The organism is Lacticaseibacillus kribbianus (assembly GCF_020180945.1).
GTDB classification, from domain to species: Bacteria; Bacillota; Bacilli; order Lactobacillales; family Lactobacillaceae; genus Lacticaseibacillus; species Lacticaseibacillus kribbianus.
The window spans coordinates 215,378-235,327 of record NZ_JAIPUL010000001.1 but is presented as its reverse complement, the minus strand read 5'-3'; the positions used below and the strand labels follow the sequence as shown (position 1 = coordinate 235,327).

Genomic DNA, 19,950 nt, shown 5'->3' with positions numbered 1-19,950 from the left:
ACTCATCACGAACTGGCGGACCAAAAAAACTTTTGGTGCGGCCGGCCGTGAGCAGATTAATTGCCTCGCCGGGTGCCCGCGCGTACAGTGAAGGAAACAGGACGCGGAGGTGCGGGATGTCTCAATTGATTGCAACGGATGTGTTTTACGCCGAGGGGCTCAGGCTGACCACCGACTTGTACCAGCCGGCGGTTCCGGCCCGCGGTGGCATCATTCTGATCCACGGCGGCGGCTGGTTCCAGGGCGACAAGCGCAAGGAGGCCGACTGGGCCGAGGCGCTGGCCGGGGCCGGCTACTTCGTGATGGTGCCCAACTACCGGCTGTCCAGCGTCGCCCCCTTCCCCGCCCCGCTGGACGACATGGCGACTCTGATGGGCTGGTGCAAGCGCCACGACCTGCCCTTCCCAAGCGACCACATGGCGGCGGTCGGCGCCAGCGCCGGCGGCAACATGGCCGTGGAGCTGGCGATTCGCTTCGGCATGCCGGCGGTGTCCCTATCCGGCATCCTGGACATCGCGCCGTGGCTCGCCACGCACCAAGACATCGTGCCGACGCCACGCGACCCCGGTGCCGCCCGCGCCTCCGCCACCATCGACCAAGACGGCGCGGACCCCGGGTTTTACAAGTGGTTCATCCAAAACTACCTGCCGACGCAGGACCAGTACTCGGCCGCCACGCCGGCGCCGCGGGTGACCCACGCCACCGGGCCGCTGTTTCTGGCTAACTCGCTGCAGGAGTTCGTGCCGATGAGCGGCGTGCTGCAGATGGCGGCCGCGGCCAGCGCGGCGGACGTGCCGTTCACCGTGCGGGCGCTGGCGGGTGCGGCGCACGGCAAGGGTTACCTGCCGCAGGTGCAAGAAGACGTGCTCGCGTTTCTCGACGCGACCATGTGAGGAAGCCTTCAGGGCACACAAAAGGCGAGGCCGCGGCCTCGCCTTTTTGGGTGCTAGTTGAACTGGTAGACGTGCCGCGCCGCGCGGTAGGCGGCGACGGTCAGGGCGCGCCCGGAGTGGCCCGGCAGGTTCATCACCCGGCCGACCAGGCTGTGGCGCATCTGGGTGTAAAGCGCCGGGTCGGTGTCGGCGATGTAGGCCCACAGCGCCCGCTTTTTGGCCAAGGCCTCCGGCGTGTTGGCCCGCAGCAGCAGGATCGACGAGATGCCGGTCACGATGGTCGCGTAGCTGCGCATGTAGCGCGCCAGGTGATCATCGCGCAGGTGCAGCGTGGCGTAGTAGTCGATCATCGCGCGGTTGACGAAGAGCTGCTGGTCGATGCGGCCGATCATCACCTGCTCGTTGACCGACTGATCGGCGCGGCCGATGTAGTAGTGGTAAAGGTCAAGGTCCAGGTACCGCGCACTTTCGACGTAAGGCAGCGGGTAGAAGACGTAGAGGTTGTCCTCATAGAAGGTGTGGGCCGGCAGGGTCAGGTGCGCCGCCTTGAGGCAGTCGGTGCGGTAGATCACCGCGTGCATCAGCAGGTACTTGCCCACCGGCAGCCGGACGTCCGCCCAGGTGAACGTGCGGTCTTGCGGCAGCAGGTGGCGGAACTGGATCACCTTCTTGTGGCTGGCGCCGACCTTGTCGTAGATGTAGTTGCAGATCAGCATGTCAAGCCCCGCCGTAAAGGCCGGATCGGCCAGGCGCGCCATCAGCGTGGCCAGGGCGGCCGGGTCCAGCCAGTCGTCGGAGTCGACCACCTTGAAAAAGCGCCCGGTCGCCTGGCTCAGGCCGTAGTTGATCGCCTGGCCGTGCCCGCCGTTGGCCTCGTGCAGCGCGCGGACCTGCGGGTACTGGCTGGCGTAGCGGTCGGCGATGGCGCCGGTGTCGTCTCGGGAGCCGTCGTCGACGATCAGCACCTCGAGCTCGGGGCCGGCGGTCAGCAGGACGTCGATGCAGCGGGCCATGTAATCGGCGGAGTTGTAGCATGGCACCACGACGCTTAAGAGTTTCACGTAATCACAACTTTCTTTATATTGACTGGTCTTATCATATCAGAAGTGGTCGGCGCTTGCCCCCAAAACTGGTAAAATAAGGGCAACCACGAAAGGAAGTCATCCCCATGCCAACCACACCGCTGACCCGCGCCAATGTCGATCCCGCTTCGACCTGGGACCTCACCGCGCTTTACCCAGACGACACCGCCTATGAGGCCGACCTGGTCAAGCTCAAGCAGCTGACCGCCGACTTCACCAAGATGTACCAGGGCCGCCTCACCGACGCGCCGGTGATCATCGACGCCTTGAGCGACTACGCCAACATTTTGACCATCGAGGACCGCGCCGCGCACTACGCCTTCCTGCCGGCCGCCGCCGACACCGGCGACGCGACCGCGGCCGCCCGCCTCAACCGCTTCGACGCCCTGGATTCCGCCCTGAACGGCGAGCTGACCTTCCTTGACGCCGAGCTTCAGCAGCAGCCCGACGCCGTGCTCGACGCGGTGGCCGCCACCGACCAGGACCTGGCGGCCTACATCCGCCACGTCAAGCTGGAGAAGAAGCAGGCCCTGGCCCCGGCGGCCGAAAAGGCGCTGGCCCAGCTCGGCCCCGCCCTCAACGCGCCGGACACCATCCGCAGCCAGAGCCTTTTTGGCGACGCGGACTTCGGCACCTTCACCGTCGACGGCAAGGACTACCCGCTGTCGTTCGTCAGCTACGAGGAGGAGTACCAAAAGCACCCGGACACCAAGGTGCGCCGCGCCGCGTACCGCAAGTTCTGCGAGACCCTAGCCGAGTACCAAAACGGCATGGCCGCCGGCTACTACACGCAGGTCGCCAAGGAGAAGACGCTGGCCACCATGCGCGGCTACGACTCCGTGGTCGACTACCTGCTGGCCGATCAGGAGGTCACTCGCGAGATGTTCGACCGCCAGATCGACGTGATCATGACTGAGCTCGCCCCGGTGATGCGCCGCTACGTCGGTCACATCCAAAAGCTCTGGGGGCTGGACCACATCGGCTACACCGACCTGCAGATCGACCTCGACCCGACGTACAGTCCCAAGGTCACGCTGGACCAGGCGCCGCGGTACATTAAGGACGCCGTCGCACCGATGGGTCAGGCCTACCAGGACCTGATCATGCGCGCGTTCCCGGAGCGCTGGGTCGATTTTGCCCCTAACGTCGGCAAGGAATCCGGCGCCTTCGCCAGCGCGCCGTACGCCGCGCACCCTTACATCCTGATGAGCTGGAGCGACACGCTGCCGGCCATCTACACGCTGGTGCACGAGCTCGGCCACGCCGGGCAGATGACGCTGGCCAGCCGCGCCCACAGCATCCTGGCCGCCAACCCGTCGACCTACATCGTCGAGGGCCCGTCGACGTTCCACGAGCTGCTGTTGACCCACAGCCTGGTTGAAAAGGCCGAAGATCCGCGCCTGCGCCGCTTCGCCCTCAGCCGGCTTTTGTCGGACACCTACTTCCACAACTGCGTCACCCACCTGCTGGAGGCGGCCTTCCAGCGCGAGGTCTACCGCCTGATCGACGCCGGCGAGTCCTTCACCGCAAGCGACTTGAACCGCATCAAAAAAGGCGTGCTCCGTAAGTTCTGGGGCGACGCCGTGGACCTCGACGACGGGGCGCCGGAGCTGACCTGGATGCGCCAGTCGCACTACTACATGGGCCTTTACTCCTACACCTACTCCGCCTCGATGGTCGTGTCCACCGGCGCCTACCTGCGGGTGCAGGACGAAGGCGCGCCCGCCATCGCCGACTGGCAACGCTTCTTGGCGTTGGGCGACAGCCTGACGCCGGTCGAAGAGGCCAAGGTCGCCGGCGTCGACATCACCACCGATGCCGCGCTGCGCAACATGATCGCCTTTTTGGACCGCACTGAGCGCCAGATCGAGGCCCTGTCCGCCGAGATCGGCGACTAGCCCCGCTGCGAGCACAAGCGACGCGACCGCACGCACTTGGGTCGGTCGCACGCCCCTCGAACCAGCACAAAGGGGCTCTGCGTCAACTGGTGTTGAAGAATAATTTGATATTTTCTGGGAGTTCCTCTTTGGAGGGGCTCTTTTGTTATTTATGCGATAATCTGGTAGATCCGCTCGAAGAAGTGAGCTTGGTCTCTGAATCCATAGCACGATCGCTTGAGCGCTTTGATCTTGCGATTAATCCCTTCAAGTGGACCGTTGGAACGCCAACTGTCCGCTGCCGCCAGAATTCCAGCCTGGTTCGATTTGAGCGTGCGGATTGCGGTGTCCATTTCGGTTCCGGTTGACTCGTAGTGTTCAAGTAACTGCCACAACCGCCGCGGATTGTGGCCCATCAAGGCATCGTGAAGCGCTTGGTAGGTTTCGCATACTGTGGCCAACCGAGGGTTGGCGGTGAACGCCACATCTAGGGCGCCCTGTTCCGTGATATGCTCGTTCAGCCCACGCATGTATTTGGTGTGTATCGCGTCCGGTGCGGCCTTGTGGAAGAGCCGCCACTGATGTTTAAGAATACGGTAGACTCGGCTCGTTTTGTCGTCGAGCTGCTTAAGCGTTGCGACGCGCACAGTGTCCACCGCGTGACCGAGCAACTGAACGATATGGAAGCGATCGATGATGAGCTGGGCATTGGGGAAAACTTGGTGGATAAAAGCTTGGTAGGAGGCGTTCATGTCCATTGTGATGGTCTGAACGGCGGCGCGTTCTGCCGTGGAGTAGTTGGCAAGAAAGAAGTCCTTGATAGTCTTATTCAGACGGTCGCCAAGAAGCTTCACCAATCGATGGGTATCGCCATCAATACAGATGAAGGACATCATATTCTGAGTTGATCGAAACTCGTCAAAACATAGGTTGGTCGGCAACTCCGGGCGACTGCGATGGTGGAGATGGGACTTGAGTTCTCGTCGAACTGTCGCTGCAGAGATACCCGTATTTTTGGCAATCACTGCTTCGGGGAGGGACTGCCTGGCAAGCTGTAGGACTGTTTGCTTGATTGAGTGGGCAATCGTGTCATTGTAGGCCACAAGCGGTGTCTCTGCGGAACAGGTACGATGGCAGGCCGAGCAGAGCCAGCGCTGTTTGGAAAGCTCAAGAAGCGTTGGAAGTTGACTGAGTGATTGAATGCGGATGTGTGTCGCCTTATGACCGTTAGGTCGCAACGCGTCTTCACCACAGTGAGGACAAGTATCGCGGTGGTAAGTGAGATCACACGCAATGACGTGGTACTGAAGGCGCCGCTTGCCCCGGCCTCGGTAGCCGTCGTAAACTGCGGTTACATGAATGTTCTCGTATGGCAATCCCAGGACAGAGAGCGTAGAATCAAGGTTGGACATCACTAATACCTCGCTTTGTTTTAGGTTTGGTCGCTTGGAGCGAAGAACGGGTGCTAGATGGTGCCCTTTTATTTTGCGCTGTTATTGAAAAAAGGTCTACACTCTCGGCGTTGGAATTCTCCAACACCAGAAAGTGTAGACCCCACAAAGGCCGCCATCGTCGATGGCGGCCTTTTGCTCACCCCTCGTCGAGCAGCCCGAGGTCGTCCAGCTGCGTCGCGGCGGCCAACAGCGGCCGGATCGACGCGGCGCGCGGCGGCAGCGGGGTCGCCGTCTCGCGGAAGCGCTGGTTCAGGTGAAACACCACGCGCAGCCGCACCGGCAGCGCCTTGGGGTCAACGCGGCCGCGGAAGTAGAAGAACTGCGGCGGCGTGGCGCAGCCGCCGAAGCTGTGGTCGCGCACCAGGTCGAGGTCGAGCTGGCTGGCCGCGCGCATCCCCGTGCCGAACACCAGCAGGTGCTCCGGCAGGTCGGCCGCGTACCGGCGGTAGAAGCGGGCGAAGCCGCTGACGGTTTTGCCCCACAGCAGGTGGCCGCCGTAGACCACGAGCTTGGCGGCCTGCAGCTCGCTTCGGGTGATGAACTTGCTATCGACGACCTCGCAGTGCAGCTGGCGCGCAATCCACAGCGCGTACTGCTGGGTGAACCCGGTCTGCGAGGTGTACACAATCAAACACTTGGCCATCTGAACCGCTCCTTTCGTCTCTCTTCCTGTATTGTAACAGCCCCCTTTGCCCGGCCGCCACACTTGCACACAACTGTCATCGAATTGTAGATTTTTTGAAATAAAATTGCTTGCAATTAATCCACTGTCCGGATGTGTTATACTTAGGGCAACGACAATTATAGGAGGGTTCTTCATGCAAATCACGCGTCACGGCACCCCACTTCAGACCAGCGGCGACCCGGCCCGCATCGGCCAGGCCCTTCCGTCCTTCACGCTGCAGGACGCCTCAGGCAAGCCGGTCGGCCCGGCGGACTGGGCTGGCAAGTACACCCTGATCAGCGTCGTCCCGGACATCAACACCCGCGTCTGCAGCGTGTCCACCAAGCGCTTCAACGCCGCGATGGACGACTTCACCGGCATCAACTTCATCACCGTGTCGACCAACCCGGCCACGGTTCAGCAGTCCTGGTGCGCCGCGGAAGGCGTCTCAAGCATCCAGCTGCTGTCCGACGAGCAAGGCGACTTCGGCCGCGCGATGGGCCTGTTGGTCGCCGACGGCAACACCGACGCCCGCAGCGTCTGGGTCGTCGACCCGACCGGCAAGATCAGCTACCGCGAGCTGGTGCTCGAGCAGACCGACGAGCCGGACTACGACAGCGCCCTGGCCTACCTCGAAACCCACGCCCACTAGCCACCAAAGGCCGGTCCTCCCGATGCGGGAAGGCCGGCCTTTTTTTCGCCGCTCGCGCAGCTTTTTCGACCGGTTGCGCCGATTGCGTGACGCGGCCCGTGCTGTGGGGTAAGCTGGTCTCAACAACATGAAAGCAGGGACCAACATGAAAAAATCCACCATCCTCGTCAACGGCAAGCCGGTGTCCGGCCTGGCCGCCATCCCCGTCATCATCCTCGCGGTGCTCATCGCCGCCGTCGTTCTCGCGGTGGTGGTGCCGATCGCGCTCGGTGTGTCCGCCCTAGCGCTCGGCGCCGCGCTGGTGGCCCTGGCCGTGGCAGTCGTGGTGCTGATCGGGGTTCTCGCCTACCTGCCCTTCGCACGCCTGCGCCGCGCCACCATCGCCTTCCAGCAGGACGGCGCCCGCGTGCGCTACACCGTGCAGCTGAGCGTGCGGCTGCGTGACGCCTGGCCGGTGGCCAAGGGCTACTACCGGCAGGCTCGCGCCGAGCGCGGGCGCATCGACGCCTTCGCCGCGGCGGTTGAGCGCTACGTCAACCAGGACCTGCACCCGGTGTTCGAACAGGCGCTGGCCGCGCAGTACGGTGAGGCAGTGGCCGAGGCCTTCGTGGCCGCCGGCACCGACTACCAGGTCAACGAGCTCTCGGCCAACTGAGCGCGGCGGCGCGCCCGACCGCCAACCAAGTCGCGCCACACCAAAACACGCCGCCTCCAACTCGGAGGCGGCGTGTTTTGGTGTGGGCTAGAACCCCTGAATCAGGAGCATCACCACCGGCACGACGATGGCGAACAGCACCGTCGACAGGGTGACGACGTTGGTGGCGTACTCGACGTCGCCGTGGCCCTCGGTGGCCAGAATCGGCAGCACCGCCAGGCCCGGGGCCGCGGCCTGGACGATCAGGGTCTTGGCCTCGAGGCTCGGCACGGTCAGACCGGCGTGCAGGCCCAACACGATCAGCGTGGTGATCAGGGCCGGCGCGATCACGAAGCGGCCGAGCAGTGCGACCACCGAGTCGCGGTCGAAGCGAATCGTTTTGAACCCGGCCTTGGCCAGGATGATGCCGATGTAGATCAGAGACAGCGGCGTCACGAGGCCGCCGACGTAATCCAGCGCGCTGACGGCAAAGCCCAGCCAGCCGACGTGGACGAACGGGATGTTGAGCAGCAGGAACACCAGCGCGACCAGGAAGCCGAGCAGCGGCGCCGGCAGCAGCTTTTTCCAGTTGAAGGCGACCTTGGCCTTGCCCGCGGTCGGGTCGTCCCAGCTCATCAAAAAGGCGCCGAGCGTCCAGGTGGACACGGTGTTGACCACGTAGTACATCAGGAAGTACGGGGTCGCCCGGTCGCCGAACAGCGCGAGGTTGAGCGGCAGACCGATGAAAATGGTGTTGGCGTTGACGAACATGTTGATGAACGTCCCCCGCCGGCCCGGCCGCACCTTGAGCAGGCGCACCAGCAAAAAGGCAATCAGGTAGCCCAGGATGACGGCGCCGAAGCCGTACAGCAGCCCGGAGCTCAGGCTCACCAGCTTCTCGCGCGTCAGCCGCTCGAGCACGGAGATGAAGATCGACGCCGGCAGGGCCACCTTCATCAAAAGCTTGCTGATGGTGGCGCCGAACGCCTCATCGAACCAGTGGTTGCGCTGGAGCACGTAGCCCAGCGCGATGATCAAGACAATGGTCAGAATGCTCTGAACCGAGGTGAATAATGCAGTCACAGTCGTTTCTCCTTTACGGGTTACTTCACGATTTCAACGTCCGTCAGCGGCCGGTACTCAGGGTGCCACTGGGCGGCGGCCACGGTGGCGGCGACATCCGCCACCGGCTTTGCCAGCCCTTCGGCGATCGCCTGCTGGGCCACGGCGTCCGCCACGGTCTTGGAGAACGCGTCCAGCTGGGTGACCGGCGGCAGCACCGCGGCCCCCGGCTGCGAAGCGTCGATCAGGCCGCCCAGGCTGTGGGCCGCCGCCGAAATCATGCCGTCGGACAGGCGCGTGCTGGCCACGGCGATGGTGCCAAGGCCCAGCCCCGGGTAGATCAGGGCGTTGTTGGCCTGGCCAATGGTGTAGGTCACGCCGTTCAGGCTGACCGGCGCGGACGGAATGCCGGTGGCCACCAGCGCGCGGCCGTCCGTCCAGTTGATCAGATCGGCGGCACTCGCTTCCATCAGCTTGGTCGGGTTGGAGATGGGGAAAATCACCGGCCGGGCGGTGTGCGCCGCCATCTCGCGAATAATCGGCTCGGTGAAGGCGCCCGGCACGGTCGAGGTGCCGACCAGAACCGTCGGGTGGATCGCCGCGACCGCCGCCTCAAGCGTGGTCAGCGCGGCGGCATCTGCAAACTCGCTGCGCTTGCGGGCGAACAGCCGCTGCGCCGGCGTCAGCGTCGGGTCGTCGTCGAACAAGAGCCCCTGCTTGTCCACCAGGTAGAAGTGGCGGCGCGCCTCTTCGGGTGCCATCCCCTGCGCGACGAACTCGTCGAAAACGCGGGCCACGATGCCGGCGCCCGCGGTGCCGGCGCCGAAGCTCATGTAGACCTGGTCTTCCAGGCGCTGCTTGGAGATGTTCAGGGCGCCCAGGAGGCCGGCCAGCACGATGATGCCGGTGCCCTGGATGTCGTCGTTGAAGGTCGTGATGCGATCCTTGTACTGATCCAGAATCGCCGCGGCGTTGTCGCGCCCGAAGTCCTCGAAGTGCAGGTAGAGGTGCGGAAACTGCGCGGTCGCCGCCGCGACGAAGGTGTCGGCGAAGGCGCGGTACGGCTTGCCGGTCGCGCGGGTGCGCCGCAGCCCGAGGTACAGGTCGTCGTCGAGCAGCGCCTGGTTGTTGGTGCCGGCGTCAAGCACCACCGGCAGCACCTGCGACGGGTCGATGCCGGCCGCGGCGGTGTAGACCATCAGCTTGCCCACGGCGATGTCGACGCCCTGGGTGCCCCAGTCCCCGATGCCCAAGATTCCCTCGGCGTCGGTCACCACCAGCAGGCGGATGTCGCGGCCGTTGGCGGCGTTGGCCAACGCGGCCGGGATGTCGTCTTGGCGCTCGATGCTCAGGTACGTCGCGTTTTGCGGCTCCACGAACAAGGCGCTGTAGTTCTCGATGGTGTCGGCGATGGTCGGGTCGTACACGACCGGCATGAACTCGCTGATGTGCTCGGAGAACAGCTTGTAGAACAGCACGTGGTTGACGTTGAACAGCTGCATCAGAAACAGCCGCTTTTCAAGCGCGTTGGCCTTGGTCAGGTACTGGGCGTAGGCCTGGGCCACCTGCTGATCCAGGCTCTGGATGGCGGCCGGCAGCAGGCCGTTGAGCCCGTATGCGTCGCGCTCCGCCTGCGAGAAGGCGGTACCCTTGTTCAGGAATGGATCGTGGAGCAGTTGCTGTGGGGTGTATTTCATGATGTGTTCTCCTTTGCGTTGTTGATGAGCCCAGCTTACCGCGCCGGAAAAATCATAGTCAAACCGCCGAGATATGATAAACTATTTTTATATGACCAGGAGGTGCCCGGCTTGAACACGCGTGACCTAGACTATTTTCAGAAACTGTGCGAGCTAAAAAATTTTTCTCAGGTGGCCGCCCACTTCGGCGTCACCCAGCCGACCATCACGATGGCGCTCAAGCGGCTCGAGGCCCACTTCAAGATCCAGCTGATCGACCGCGACCAGAGCCACGGCCGCGTCACCGTCACCGCGGCCGGCGCGCAGCTGGCCGCCCACGCGGCCGTGATCACCCACCAGCTGGCGGTCGCCGAAACCGAGCTGGCGCGCGCCCGCACCACCCAGATTCAGCTGGGGCTGCCGCCGATCATCGGCAGCTTCTACTTCCCGCGCCTGGCGCCGGCGCTTTTGAAGTCCGGGCTGATGGACCAGCTGCACACCCACGAGGCGGGCTCCGACCGGCTGTTGGCCGACCTGCGCGCCGGGCACCTCGACGTCGCGCTGCTGGGTTCGATCGGGCCGCTGTCCAGCGGCCCGTTTTGCCTAGTCGTCGCCCCGGACCACCCGCTGGCCAAAGCCGGCCCCGTCGCCTTTGCGACTTTGGCCGAGACACCCCTGGTCAGCCTGACCGAGGGGTTCGTCCACACCAAGGCGCTGGCTTGGTTCACCAAAGCGACCGGCGTCCACCCGCGCATCGTCTACCGAACGCCGGACGTCGCCATCCTCAAGCAGATGGTCAAGGCCGGCGTCGGCGCCGCGCTTTTGGCCCGCGTCGCCGTGGTGCCGGAGGACGGGCTCGTGGCGCTGCCGCTGACCGAGCCCGGCCAGCCGACCTTCGACATGGCGCTGGTCACCGGCGCCCAGCTCGTCCCCAGTCCGGCCATGCAACGCTTCTTGACGCTGGTCACCGCAAGCAAAGGAGATTCCTAATGCGCATTGAACACGATTCGCTGGGGCAGGTCAGCCTGCCCGACACCGCCACCTGGGGCGCCCAAACCGAGCGCTCCCGGCACAACTTCACCACCGGGCCGCTGATGCCCGCCGCCCTGATCCGCGCCCTGATCACCATCAAGCAGGCCGCCGCCCGCGTCAACGGCGACACCGGCGCCATCGACGCGGCCGCAGCCGACCTGCTGTCCCAAGACGACGCCGCCCTGATGGCCAATTTTCCCCTGCACGTCTACCAGACCGGCAGCGGCACCCAGACCAACATGAACGTCAACGAGGTGCTGGCCCACCTGGCGACCCAGACCCTCGGGCGGTCCGTTTTGCCCAACGACCACGTCAACTGCGGCCAAAGCAGCAACGACACGTTCCCGACTGCGATGCACATGGCCGCGACGACCGCCGTGCACGGCGTCGTCACCGCCACCCAGGCGCTGATCGAAAGCCTGCGCGTCAAGGAGCGGGCCTTTGCGGACACCGTCAAGCTCGGCCGCACCCACCTGCAGGACGCCACGCCGTTGACGTTCGGCCAGGAGGTGTCCGGCTGGCGCGCGACGCTTGAGGCCAATCTCGCCAGCCTGGCCGCCCTGACGCCGCAGCTTTTGGGCCTGACGCTCGGCGGCACCGCCGTCGGCACCGGGCTGAACACGACGCCCGCGCGCACCAAGGCGATGGTGGCCGCGATCGAAACGGCCACCGGCCAGCCGTTCGTGCCCATGACCAACTACTACCACGGCCTGTCCAGCCACAGCGAGCTGGCCGCCGTCCACGGCGTGCTGCGGACGCTGGCCGCCGACCTGATGAAAATCGCCAACGACGTGCGCTTTTTGGCCAGCGGGCCGCGCGGCGGCTACGGCGAGCTGACGATTCCGGCCAACGAGCCGGGCAGCTCCATCATGCCCGGCAAGGTCAATCCGACCCAGGCGGAGGCGCTGACCATGATCGCCGCGCGCGTGATGGGCAACGACGTGACCGTCACCGTCGCCGCCAGCCAGGGCAACTTCGAGCTCAACGTCTACAAGCCGGTGCTGGCCGCCGCCTTCCTGGAAAGCTGCGACCTGCTGGCCGGCGGCATCGCAAGCTTCGACCGCCTGATGATCCAAGGCCTTACCGCCAACCCGGCCCGGATGCGGGCGCTGGTCGACGACTCGCTGATGCTGGTGACGGCGCTGTCGCCGCACATCGGCTACGAACAAAGCGCGGCGATCGCCCAGGCCGCTCAGGCGGCGGGCACCACGCTGAAAGCGGCCGCCGTCGCCTCGGGCGCTTTGACCGCCGCGCAGTACGATGACTGGGTCGACCCGCTGGCCATGACCCGCGCCGGCGAGTAGCGCGCCGAATCCGGCGGGTCCGAACCGGGCCGGCGCGCACCACGGACACGGCGGGCCGGCGCGCGCACTGCAGGCGCCCGCGTCACCGCCCGACCGCGAGCCCTCGCCCGGGCGCCCTTGACGCGCCGGCCTGGGCCTGCTTTAATCGAGGTAAAAGGGGGAATGATCATGGAATTCGTACCGGTTCGCATCTACGCCAAGGACCAGCCGGCGGGCTACCGCCTGCTGGTGGACCGCGTCTGGCCGCGCGGCATCAGCAAGGTGAACGCCGCCTTAGACGACTGGGCCAAGCAGATTGCCCCGAGCACCGAGCTGCGCAAGTGGTTCGGCCACGATGAGGCCAATGCGGCGGAGTTCACCGCCCGCTACACCCAGGAGCTCGATGACAACCCCGAGACCCCGGCCTTTTTGGCCAAGGTGGCGGCGCTCGACGCGCCGCGCGTGCTGCTGTTGTTCGGCGCCAAGGACGAGGTCACCAACAACGCCACCGTGCTGGCCGCCTACCTGAGGGCGCACGCATGAGCGACAAAAAACTGTTTCGCCCCCAGCAGCTGGCCCGCCTCAAGGCCCAGGCGCAGGCGACCCGAGCCAGCGGCCCGGCGCTTGCCGAAAGGCTCATGGCGACTCCTGCCTGGCAGGCGGCGCGCACCGTCGCGCTGACCGTGGCCAGTCCCATCGAGATGCCGACCGCGCCGCTGATTGAGGCGGCCCAGGCGGCGGGCAAAACGGTCTACCTGCCCAAGACCATGCCGCACCGCCAGATGGCCTTTTTGCCCGACCCGGGACCGGCGGGGCGCATCACCAGCGCTTACGGCATTCCCGAGCCCCCTTACGACGCCGCGCTGGTCAACCAGCAGGTCGACCTGGTGGTGGTGCCGGGCATCGCCTTTGCCACCGACACGCACGCGCGCCTGGGCTTTGGCGGCGGGTACTACGACCGCTTCCTGGCCGGCTACCGCGGCACCACCATCACGCTGGTGCCGCCGGTCATGCGCTACGCCACGGCGGCGTGGCCCATCAACGACTTCGATATTTTGATTCAACAACTGATTGTCCTCGACTAGACCGCAAGCGGCTGCCGCTGCGGTTTTTTCATTGTCACACCAAAGGAGCCTTCCATTGTCTGCCTTACTCTCAAGCATCGGCGGGGTCTCAGAGATCCTGATCCTGATTGCCATCGGCTACGCGCTGACCGCGCTGGGCTGGTTCGACGACCGCGCCAGCCGCATCATTTCCAAGGTGGTGCTGCAAGTCGCGCTGCCGGCCTACATGCTGGTCACCATCACCGGCAAGTTCACGGCCCACGAGCTGCTCACGCTGCTGCCGGACCTGCGCTTCCCCGTCCTGTCGATGGCGATCCTGTTCGGCGTCGCCACCGGCGTCGCGCGGCTGTTGGCCGTGCCGGTTGGACGCCGCGGCCTGTTCAAGTCCATGTTTTTCAATTCCAACACCGTGTTCATCGGCCTGCCGGTCAACATGGCGCTCTTCGGGGCCAAAAGCCTGCCGTACGTGCTGGTGTACTACATGGCCAACACCACGATTTTCTGGACCGTCGGCGTCTACCTGATCCAGGGCGACGGGCCGCGCCCCGCCCACCTCGACCTCAAGCAGGCGCTGGGCAAGGTGTTCTCGCCGCCGCTTCTGGGCTTCGCCGTCGGCATCGTGCTGGTGCTCGCCCACATCACGCTGCCGACCTTCCTCATGGCCGACCTCACCTACGTCGGCAACCTGACCATTCCCGGCTCGATGTTCTTCATCGGCATCGCGATGCACCAGGCGGGCATCCGAAACATCCGCCTCACCAAGGAGCTGGTCGGCATCTGCGCCGGCCGCTTCGTGATCGCGCCGGCGCTGATGGCGCTGCTCGTCGCCTTCGCACCGGTGCCCATGCTGATGAAGCAGGTCTTCATCCTCCAGTCGGCGATGCCCGTGATGACCAACGCGCCGGTGGTCGCCAAGCAGTACGGCGCCGACGCCAGCACCGCGGCGATCACCGTCACCGCCACCACCCTGCTGGCGATGGTCGCCATTCCGGTGATCATGGTGCTGGTGCAGTAGTCGAGCACAAAAAGTGGCCGGCACGTCCCCTACCTGGAGGCGTGCCGGCCACTTCGCGTTGCTGCGGGGCGAGAGACGCGAACAGGCACGCCGTGTGGTGTGCCTGCCCCGATTTGCCTGTTCTGCTGTGTGACCCGGTTTGGCGGCCGCGCCGAAGCCACCGCGCTTGTGCTTCGCGGTGGCCTTGGCCCTTTGCTGCTGTGATGGTGAATCTGATCTGGCCATCGCGGTGGCGCTTGCGATGACACGGTTGAACAAGCCCACGGTCTCCGGCTCGTCGCGGCTGCCCCGCGGTGCGGGTTGGCGAGTCGGCGGTGCGGCCATGGGGTGGCAGTCTTTGTCCCTGGTGTCTCCCTCAACTAATACCGGGAGTTACACTAAAGCGATTTCACTTGAAAGCCGGGTGGCGATACACGTCCGGCTTGGTAAGGGTGGGGTACTAACGGGGCGACCCGTTGACCGTTCCCCGGGTGGTGACTACTGCAACAGCCGTGGCTTTGAGCTGCCGTCCCGCCCTAAGATGATCATCTGAGGGCATCATAACGCCGGTAACTTTTCCCGTCAAACATTAAGCCTCGTGCGGCGAAAAAAGTTTTCCAAGCGCCGTCACGGCGCGATTCGGCCCGGAATAAAAAAACACGGCCGCCCACCTCGCACATTGCGAGACAGGCGGCCGTTGGTTTAGACCAGTGCCGGGCGGTACAGACTGACCACGACGCCTAAGATGATGACGTCGTCGAAGTACATGTCGGCCATGCTGTCGTTTTCCGGGTGCAGGCGAACGCCGTGGGCCTCCTTGAAGAAGCGCTTGACGGTCGCCTCACCCTCGGTGGTCATGGCGACGACAATCTGACCGTTCTCGGCGGTGGCCTGCTGCTTGACGATGATCTGGTCGCCGTTCAGGATGCCGATCTTAATCATCGAGTTCCCCTGAACCCGCAGCATGAAAAGGTCATCCGGATCGTAGCTCAGCTCGCCGGGCACCGGGAAGTAGTCCTCGATGTTCTCGATGGCGGTGATCGGCGTGCCGGCGGCGACGGTGCCGATGATCGGGATGCCGGCCTCCTGGATGGACGCGAAGGCGCGGCCGGCCTTGGTCACCTCGAGGGTGCGCGGCTTGGTCGGGTCCTTGGCGATCAGGCCCTCGCTGATCAGGCGGTCAAGGTACGCCGCCACCGTGCTGGAGGAGCTCAAGCCGACCGCCTTGCCGATCTCCCGCACTGTCGGCGGGTAGCCGCGGTTCTCAATCGAATCATGGATGGTCAGGAGGATGTCCTTCCACCGCTTTGCACTTGCCTGGGATGGCATACAATCACCGCCTAATGAGATTTGCTGACCCTAATATATCAAACCAAACGCGTGTTTGCAACTTTTTTCGCCGGTGCGGCGCGGTTTGGCGCCATTTTATTCAGATTACGCCAAACGCGCGCGAACGGCCCGAATTTTTATCGTCTCGGCGGGAAAAATGGGTTTCATGGTCCGGCATCGTCGGGCTCCGCAGGGCAACGCCGGTGCGTCCAGCTAAGCCCGGCTCTCGGGCCAAAGTGCGGCCCAAGCGCCAGGCTTACGCTAGCCGACCGGCTAAGTGCGCCCTGCTCCACCCTGGTTATCGTCGGGCTCCGCAGGGCAACGTCGGTGCGTCCAGCTAAGCCCGGCTCTCGGGCCAAAGTGCGGCCCAAGCGCCAGGCTTACGCTAGCCGACCGGCTAAGTGCGCCCTGCTCCGCCCTGGACAAAAAAAGCCGCCGCAACCGCGACGACTTTCGGAAAAACAAACATTACTTGGTGGACTTGCGCGAGGTGATGTCGAAGCCCAGACGGATGGTCTTGGCGTCGATGTCTTCCTTGTTCATCATCTTGGTGAGCAGGCGCATCGCAACCGCACCGATGTCGTACAGCGGCTGGTCGATGGAGGTCAGCTGCGGGCGGGCCATCTCGGTCAGCTTGGTGTTGTTGGAGGTGATCAGCTCAAAGTCGTCCGGCACGGAGACGCCGGCGTCAATCGCACCGTCCAGCACGCCGACGGCCACTTCGTCATCACCGATGACGGCGGCGGTGGCCCCGGCCTTTTGCAGCTGGTCGAACAGCGCGAGCCCGGCGTGGTAGCTGGTGTCGGCCTCGAAGACCAGGCTCTCGTCGTAGGCCAGCCCGGCGTTGTCCAGCGCCTGCTTGTAGCCCTTCAGGCGGTACTGGCCGTTGATGGCCTGGCTCAAAGGCCCGGTGATCAGCGCGACCTGCTTGTTGCCGCTGTTGATCAGCTGCGTGGTTGCGGCCTCAACGGCGGCCACGTAGTCGATGTTGACGGAGCCGACCTGCTCGTCCGGGTCGACGGAGCCGGCCAGAACAATCGGGGTCTTGGAGCGGGAGAACTCCTGGCGCACGCCGTCGGAGATGTCGTTACCCATGTAGATCAGGCCGTCGACCTGCTTGGCCAGCAGGGTGTTGAGCATCTGCACCTCTTTTTGGCTGTTCTCATCGGAGTTGGCCAAAATGATGTTGTACTTGTACATCGTCGCCACGTCGTCGATCCCGCGCGCAAGGCTCGAGAAGAACATGTTGGTGACATCCGGGATGATCACGCCGACGGTGGTGGTCTTCTTGGACGCGAGGCCGCGGGCCACGGCGTTCGGGCGGTAGTCGAGCTTGTCAATCACCTCGAGGACCTTCTTGCGGGTGGCCGGCTTGACGTTGGGGTTGCCGTTCACGACGCGGGAGACCGTCGCCATGGAGACGTTGGCCTCACGCGCAACATCGTAGATTGTAATAGTTTGTTTTTCCATTGTGTCATTGCTCCTTGGCTTCTGCTGTTGATTTCCAATCAACTGTAACAAAAGTATAATCGCAATGCAAGCGGTTTACTGAAGTTTTCATGCAAACTTTCATGTGCGTTTTTCAGAAAGCCGGAAAAATGGGCAATATGGTATACTTCAGGGTGAATCCGGCGCCGTGCGCGCCGTCAAGGAGGCTAACCATGAACCAACATCTGCAAGCACTGCAACAGTGGGTCGAAACCCAGGGCCTCGACCTCGCCTACATCAGCAACTTCACCAACATCAACTACTTCACCGGCTTCTACTCCGACCCTGAGGAGCGCATCACCGGCCTGTTCGTCTTCCCCGACCAGGATCCCTTCCTGTTCGTGCCCGCGCTGTCCATCGAGGCCGTGAAGAAGGCTGGCTGGCCGTACGGTGTCGCCGGCTACCTCGACCACGAGGACCCCTTCGCCTTGATTGCCGATCAGATCAAGCGCCGCAACCCGAACCCGCGCCTGTGGGGCATTGAAAAGGATGACCTCGCCGTCTTCAAGTTCGAGGCCGTCATGCGCGAGTTCCCGCAGGCCACCTTCCCGGCCGACGCCAGCCGCTTCACTGAGGGCCTGCAGCTGATCAAGACCCCGGACGAGATTGCGACGATGATTGAGGCCGGCGCCCAGGCCGACCGCGCCTTTGCCGCCGGGTTCGCCGCCCTGAAGACCGGCATCACCGAGCAGCAAGTCGTCGCCGAAATCGAGTACAAGATGATGCAAGAAGGCGTGATGCACATGTCCTTTGACACCATCGTGCAGGCCGGACCTGACGCCGCGGATCCCCACGGCGGCCCGGAGCAGACCCAGATCAAGCCGGGCGAGCTCGTGCTGTTCGACCTCGGCACCAACAACCACGGCTACATGTCCGACGCCACCCGCACCGTCGCGTTCGGCGGTCCCGTCTCAGACACCGCCCGCGAGATCCACAAGGTTTGCCTCGAGGCGCAGCTGACCGCCCAGGCCGCCGTGCGTCCCGGCCTGACCGCCGCCGCCCTGGACAAAATCGCGCGCGACGTGATCGACAAGGCCGGCTACGGCGAGTACTTCAACCACCGCCTCGGCCACGGCATCGGCATGTCCACCCACGAGTTCCCGTCCATCATGGAGGGCAACGACATGGAGCTGCAGCCGGGCATGTGCTTCTCCATCGAGCCCGGCATCTACATCCCCGGTGTCGCAGGCGTCCGCATCGAGGACTGTGTCCACGTCACCGCCACCGGCTGCGAGCCCTTCACCCACACCCCGAAGGACTACACCCAGATCGGCTAATCCGCACCACTTAGAAGCGCCTGGCAGCTGCCGGGCGCTTTTTGTGTGGCCAAGGCGCCGCCGCGCATCTCGCTGGACACCAAAACCGCCCTGCCAGCCGGCAGGGCGGTTCACATCATATACGTATCGTAAGCGTGCACCCGCGCCTAGGCTTCGGAGGCGCCACTGGTCGCATCGGCGACCGGCGCTGCGCCGGCGTCGGAGGCGCCGCTCGTCGCATCGACCACTGGGGCGGCCGCGGCTTCGGAGGCACCGCTGGTCGCGTCGGCGACCGGAGCGGCCGCGGACTCGGAGGCGCCGGTGCTGGCGTCTGCGGCCGGCTTGGCGCTTTGGGATGCGCCGCTCACGGCGTCCGGCTTGGCGCTTGGGTCCGGCGCCAGGGTCTGGCCCGTGCGGCGCAGGTAGTCGGCGACGATCGGCCAGATGTCGAGCACCCACTCGTTGACGCCGCGGTAGTTGTCGTCACCGTCGCGCATCGCACGGTAGTAGTGCATGATGTACTTTTCGTTGAGCTTGTTGCCCGGTACCGGCATCGCAAACAGGTCCTTTTGCTTGCTGCGCAGCATCCAGATCACCTGCTTGACGTGGTCGCGGGCGCGCTCCGGGTGACAGGAGATCGCGGCGTTGCCGACCTGCCACGGGTAGCGCGGCGCCAGCATGTCGTCGTGGTCCAGGAAGTGGTTGTAGTAGACGAACTGGTTGTTGTCGTCCATGTACGTGGCTTCCATCGGGAACGTGTTGAGGAACCAGTTGAGCTGATCGACGGTCAAAAGCCCGCGGTCCAGCTGCACGTAATCGTGCCCGGAGGCGGCGTTGGTCTTGGCCGCGCCCTGCTCGACCCAGTCCTTGGCGTCCATCGGCACGTCGATGGTGGTGTCGCTCGGGTGGCCGGCGCTCAGGTCCTCCTGGCGCCACGGCTCGTCTGGCACCTTCTCGTTCATCGCCTTGAGCACGGTCACCCACTTGGCGAACTTGCCCATCACGCTGCCCAGGAACTTGACGGTGCGCTCGTCCTTGAGGTTGCCGTGGTCGTCAAAGGCCGTCTTGACGTCCGCCAGCAGGAACTCGTCGCTTGGCATCACCAGAGCGCCGACGCCCGGGGACTCCAGGACCTGGCGCAGTGACAGCTGCGCGCGCGAGGAGCCCTGAGTGTAGTAGGACGCGCCGACGATCAGCACCGGCTTGTTCTCGAACGGGTGGACGTTGAAGGAGAGCCACTCGATGACGTTCTTCATCGCCGGGGCCAGCGTGTGATTGTGCTCCGGGGTGGCCAGGATCACGCCGTCCGCGGCGGCGATTTTCTTGGCGAGGTACTGGATCGGAGCGCTTTGTGTCTGGTCGTCGTCCTGGGAGAACATCGGCACGTCTTGAATGCTCAGAAGCTCGATGTCGGCCAGCGGCGAGAACTCGGAGGCGATGTAGGTCAAAAGCTTGCGGTTGTAGGATTCATCCGCGATGGACCCCGCGATTCCAACGAATTTCATGGTCT

Annotated in this window: 18 protein-coding genes; 10 read left to right on the top strand and 8 right to left on the bottom strand. The window is 64.4% G+C overall.

Annotated elements, in window-relative coordinates:
• Positions 1 to 116: 116 nt before the first annotated feature.
• Positions 117 to 893, top strand: coding sequence for an alpha/beta hydrolase fold domain-containing protein (locus LE416_RS01175; RefSeq protein ID WP_225046668.1), 777 nt, complete (start codon positions 117 to 119; stop codon positions 891 to 893).
• A gap of 53 nt (positions 894 to 946) precedes the next feature.
• Here LE416_RS01175 and LE416_RS01170 read toward each other — a convergent pair whose 3' ends face one another.
• Positions 947 to 1,954 carry a glycosyltransferase family 2 protein gene (locus tag LE416_RS01170; RefSeq protein WP_225046667.1) on the bottom strand — a complete coding sequence of 336 codons (1,008 nt, stop codon included), beginning with the start codon at positions 1,952 to 1,954 and terminating at the stop codon, positions 947 to 949.
• A gap of 107 nt (positions 1,955 to 2,061) precedes the next feature.
• On the opposite strand from LE416_RS01170, the gene pepF reads away from it, so the two are divergent.
• Positions 2,062 to 3,873, top strand: coding sequence for an oligoendopeptidase F (pepF, locus tag LE416_RS01165; protein WP_225046666.1), 1,812 nt, complete (start codon positions 2,062 to 2,064; stop codon positions 3,871 to 3,873).
• Positions 3,874 to 4,022: 149 nt separating this feature from the next.
• On the opposite strand, the gene LE416_RS01160 is transcribed toward pepF, so the two are convergent.
• Positions 4,023 to 5,264: an ISL3 family transposase gene (locus LE416_RS01160; RefSeq protein WP_225046665.1), complete on the bottom strand. Its 1,242-nt coding sequence runs from the start codon at positions 5,262 to 5,264 to the stop codon at positions 4,023 to 4,025.
• A 178-nt stretch (positions 5,265 to 5,442) separates the two neighbouring features.
• The gene (locus LE416_RS01155) at positions 5,443 to 5,949 is read right to left on the bottom strand and encodes a flavodoxin domain-containing protein (protein WP_225046664.1); all 507 of its coding nucleotides are present in this window, start codon (positions 5,947 to 5,949) and stop codon (positions 5,443 to 5,445) included.
• Between the two features lie 175 nt (positions 5,950 to 6,124).
• On the opposite strand from LE416_RS01155, the gene LE416_RS01150 reads away from it, so the two are divergent.
• A complete protein-coding gene (locus tag LE416_RS01150) occupies positions 6,125 to 6,622 on the top strand; it encodes a thiol peroxidase (protein ID WP_225046663.1) in 498 nt (165 codons plus the stop codon).
• Between the two features lie 145 nt (positions 6,623 to 6,767).
• Positions 6,768 to 7,277 (top strand): hypothetical protein, encoded by a 510-nt coding sequence (locus LE416_RS01145; RefSeq protein WP_225046662.1) that lies wholly within the window; start codon positions 6,768 to 6,770, stop codon positions 7,275 to 7,277.
• Positions 7,278 to 7,364: 87 nt separating this feature from the next.
• Here the strand turns inward: LE416_RS01145 and LE416_RS01140 are convergent, their stop codons facing one another.
• Both LE416_RS01140 and LE416_RS01135 read right to left on the bottom strand, forming a co-directional pair.
• A complete protein-coding gene (locus tag LE416_RS01140) occupies positions 7,365 to 8,339 on the bottom strand; it encodes an AEC family transporter (RefSeq protein ID WP_225046661.1) in 975 nt (324 codons plus the stop codon).
• A gap of 20 nt (positions 8,340 to 8,359) precedes the next feature.
• Positions 8,360 to 10,090 carry a malolactic enzyme gene (locus LE416_RS01135; RefSeq protein WP_225047814.1) on the bottom strand — a complete coding sequence of 577 codons (1,731 nt, stop codon included), beginning with the start codon at positions 10,088 to 10,090 and terminating at the stop codon, positions 8,360 to 8,362.
• 36 nt (positions 10,091 to 10,126) lie between these two features.
• Between LE416_RS01135 and LE416_RS01130 the strand changes: the two genes are divergently transcribed.
• From LE416_RS01130 to LE416_RS01110, 5 genes are all read left to right on the top strand, one after another.
• Positions 10,127 to 10,984, top strand: a complete 858-nt coding sequence (locus tag LE416_RS01130; protein ID WP_225046660.1) for a LysR family transcriptional regulator — start codon at positions 10,127 to 10,129, stop codon at positions 10,982 to 10,984.
• Positions 10,984 to 12,330 (top strand): class II fumarate hydratase, encoded by a 1,347-nt coding sequence (locus LE416_RS01125; protein ID WP_225046659.1) that lies wholly within the window; start codon positions 10,984 to 10,986, stop codon positions 12,328 to 12,330. The genes LE416_RS01130 and LE416_RS01125 overlap by 1 nt, the downstream gene beginning before the upstream one ends.
• 162 nt (positions 12,331 to 12,492) lie before the next feature.
• On the top strand, positions 12,493 to 12,852 hold the full coding sequence (locus tag LE416_RS01120) for a DUF488 domain-containing protein (RefSeq protein WP_225046658.1): 360 nt from the start codon (positions 12,493 to 12,495) through the stop codon (positions 12,850 to 12,852).
• On the top strand, positions 12,849 to 13,394 hold the full coding sequence (locus LE416_RS01115; protein ID WP_225046657.1) for a 5-formyltetrahydrofolate cyclo-ligase: 546 nt from the start codon (positions 12,849 to 12,851) through the stop codon (positions 13,392 to 13,394). Before LE416_RS01120 ends, LE416_RS01115 begins: the two co-directional genes overlap by 4 nt.
• A gap of 55 nt (positions 13,395 to 13,449) precedes the next feature.
• Positions 13,450 to 14,388, top strand: a complete 939-nt coding sequence (locus tag LE416_RS01110) for an AEC family transporter (protein ID WP_225046656.1) — start codon at positions 13,450 to 13,452, stop codon at positions 14,386 to 14,388.
• Positions 14,389 to 15,069: 681 nt separating this feature from the next.
• On the opposite strand, the gene lexA is transcribed toward LE416_RS01110, so the two are convergent.
• Together lexA and ccpA are read right to left on the bottom strand one after the other, a co-directional pair.
• Entirely contained in the window at positions 15,070 to 15,696 is a 627-nt protein-coding gene (gene lexA, locus LE416_RS01105) for a transcriptional repressor LexA (RefSeq protein ID WP_225046655.1), read from the bottom strand.
• A gap of 468 nt (positions 15,697 to 16,164) precedes the next feature.
• Positions 16,165 to 17,166, bottom strand: coding sequence for a catabolite control protein A (gene ccpA, locus LE416_RS01100; protein ID WP_225046654.1), 1,002 nt, complete (start codon positions 17,164 to 17,166; stop codon positions 16,165 to 16,167).
• 191 nt (positions 17,167 to 17,357) lie between these two features.
• On the opposite strand from ccpA, the gene LE416_RS01095 reads away from it, so the two are divergent.
• Positions 17,358 to 18,461, top strand: a complete 1,104-nt coding sequence (locus LE416_RS01095; RefSeq protein ID WP_225046653.1) for a M24 family metallopeptidase — start codon at positions 17,358 to 17,360, stop codon at positions 18,459 to 18,461.
• Positions 18,462 to 18,607: 146 nt separating this feature from the next.
• On the opposite strand, the gene LE416_RS01090 is transcribed toward LE416_RS01095, so the two are convergent.
• A complete protein-coding gene (locus LE416_RS01090) occupies positions 18,608 to 19,945 on the bottom strand; it encodes an NAD(P)H-dependent oxidoreductase (RefSeq protein ID WP_225046652.1) in 1,338 nt (445 codons plus the stop codon).
• Positions 19,946 to 19,950 lie beyond the last annotated feature (5 nt).

Bases quoted from the DNA above. Each gene is read 5' to 3' on its own strand.
- lexA (WP_225046655.1), bottom strand. From the start codon at position 15,696: ATGCCATCCCAGGCAAGTGCAAAGCGGTGGAAGGACATCCTCCTGACC.
- pepF (WP_225046666.1), top strand. From the start codon at position 2,062: ATGCCAACCACACCGCTGACCCGCGCCAATGTCGATCCCGCTTCGACC.
- LE416_RS01160 (WP_225046665.1), bottom strand. From the start codon at position 5,264: ATGTCCAACCTTGATTCTACGCTCTCTGTCCTGGGATTGCCATACGAG.
- LE416_RS01145 (WP_225046662.1), top strand. From the start codon at position 6,768: ATGAAAAAATCCACCATCCTCGTCAACGGCAAGCCGGTGTCCGGCCTG.
- LE416_RS01115 (WP_225046657.1), top strand. From the start codon at position 12,849: ATGAGCGACAAAAAACTGTTTCGCCCCCAGCAGCTGGCCCGCCTCAAG.
- LE416_RS01095 (WP_225046653.1), top strand. From the start codon at position 17,358: ATGAACCAACATCTGCAAGCACTGCAACAGTGGGTCGAAACCCAGGGC.
- LE416_RS01155 (WP_225046664.1), bottom strand. From the start codon at position 5,949: ATGGCCAAGTGTTTGATTGTGTACACCTCGCAGACCGGGTTCACCCAG.
- LE416_RS01125 (WP_225046659.1), top strand. From the start codon at position 10,984: ATGCGCATTGAACACGATTCGCTGGGGCAGGTCAGCCTGCCCGACACC.
- LE416_RS01090 (WP_225046652.1), bottom strand. From the start codon at position 19,945: ATGAAATTCGTTGGAATCGCGGGGTCCATCGCGGATGAATCCTACAAC.
- LE416_RS01120 (WP_225046658.1), top strand. From the start codon at position 12,493: ATGATCATGGAATTCGTACCGGTTCGCATCTACGCCAAGGACCAGCCG.
- LE416_RS01150 (WP_225046663.1), top strand. From the start codon at position 6,125: ATGCAAATCACGCGTCACGGCACCCCACTTCAGACCAGCGGCGACCCG.
- LE416_RS01175 (WP_225046668.1), top strand. From the start codon at position 117: ATGTCTCAATTGATTGCAACGGATGTGTTTTACGCCGAGGGGCTCAGG.
- ccpA (WP_225046654.1), bottom strand. From the start codon at position 17,166: ATGGAAAAACAAACTATTACAATCTACGATGTTGCGCGTGAGGCCAAC.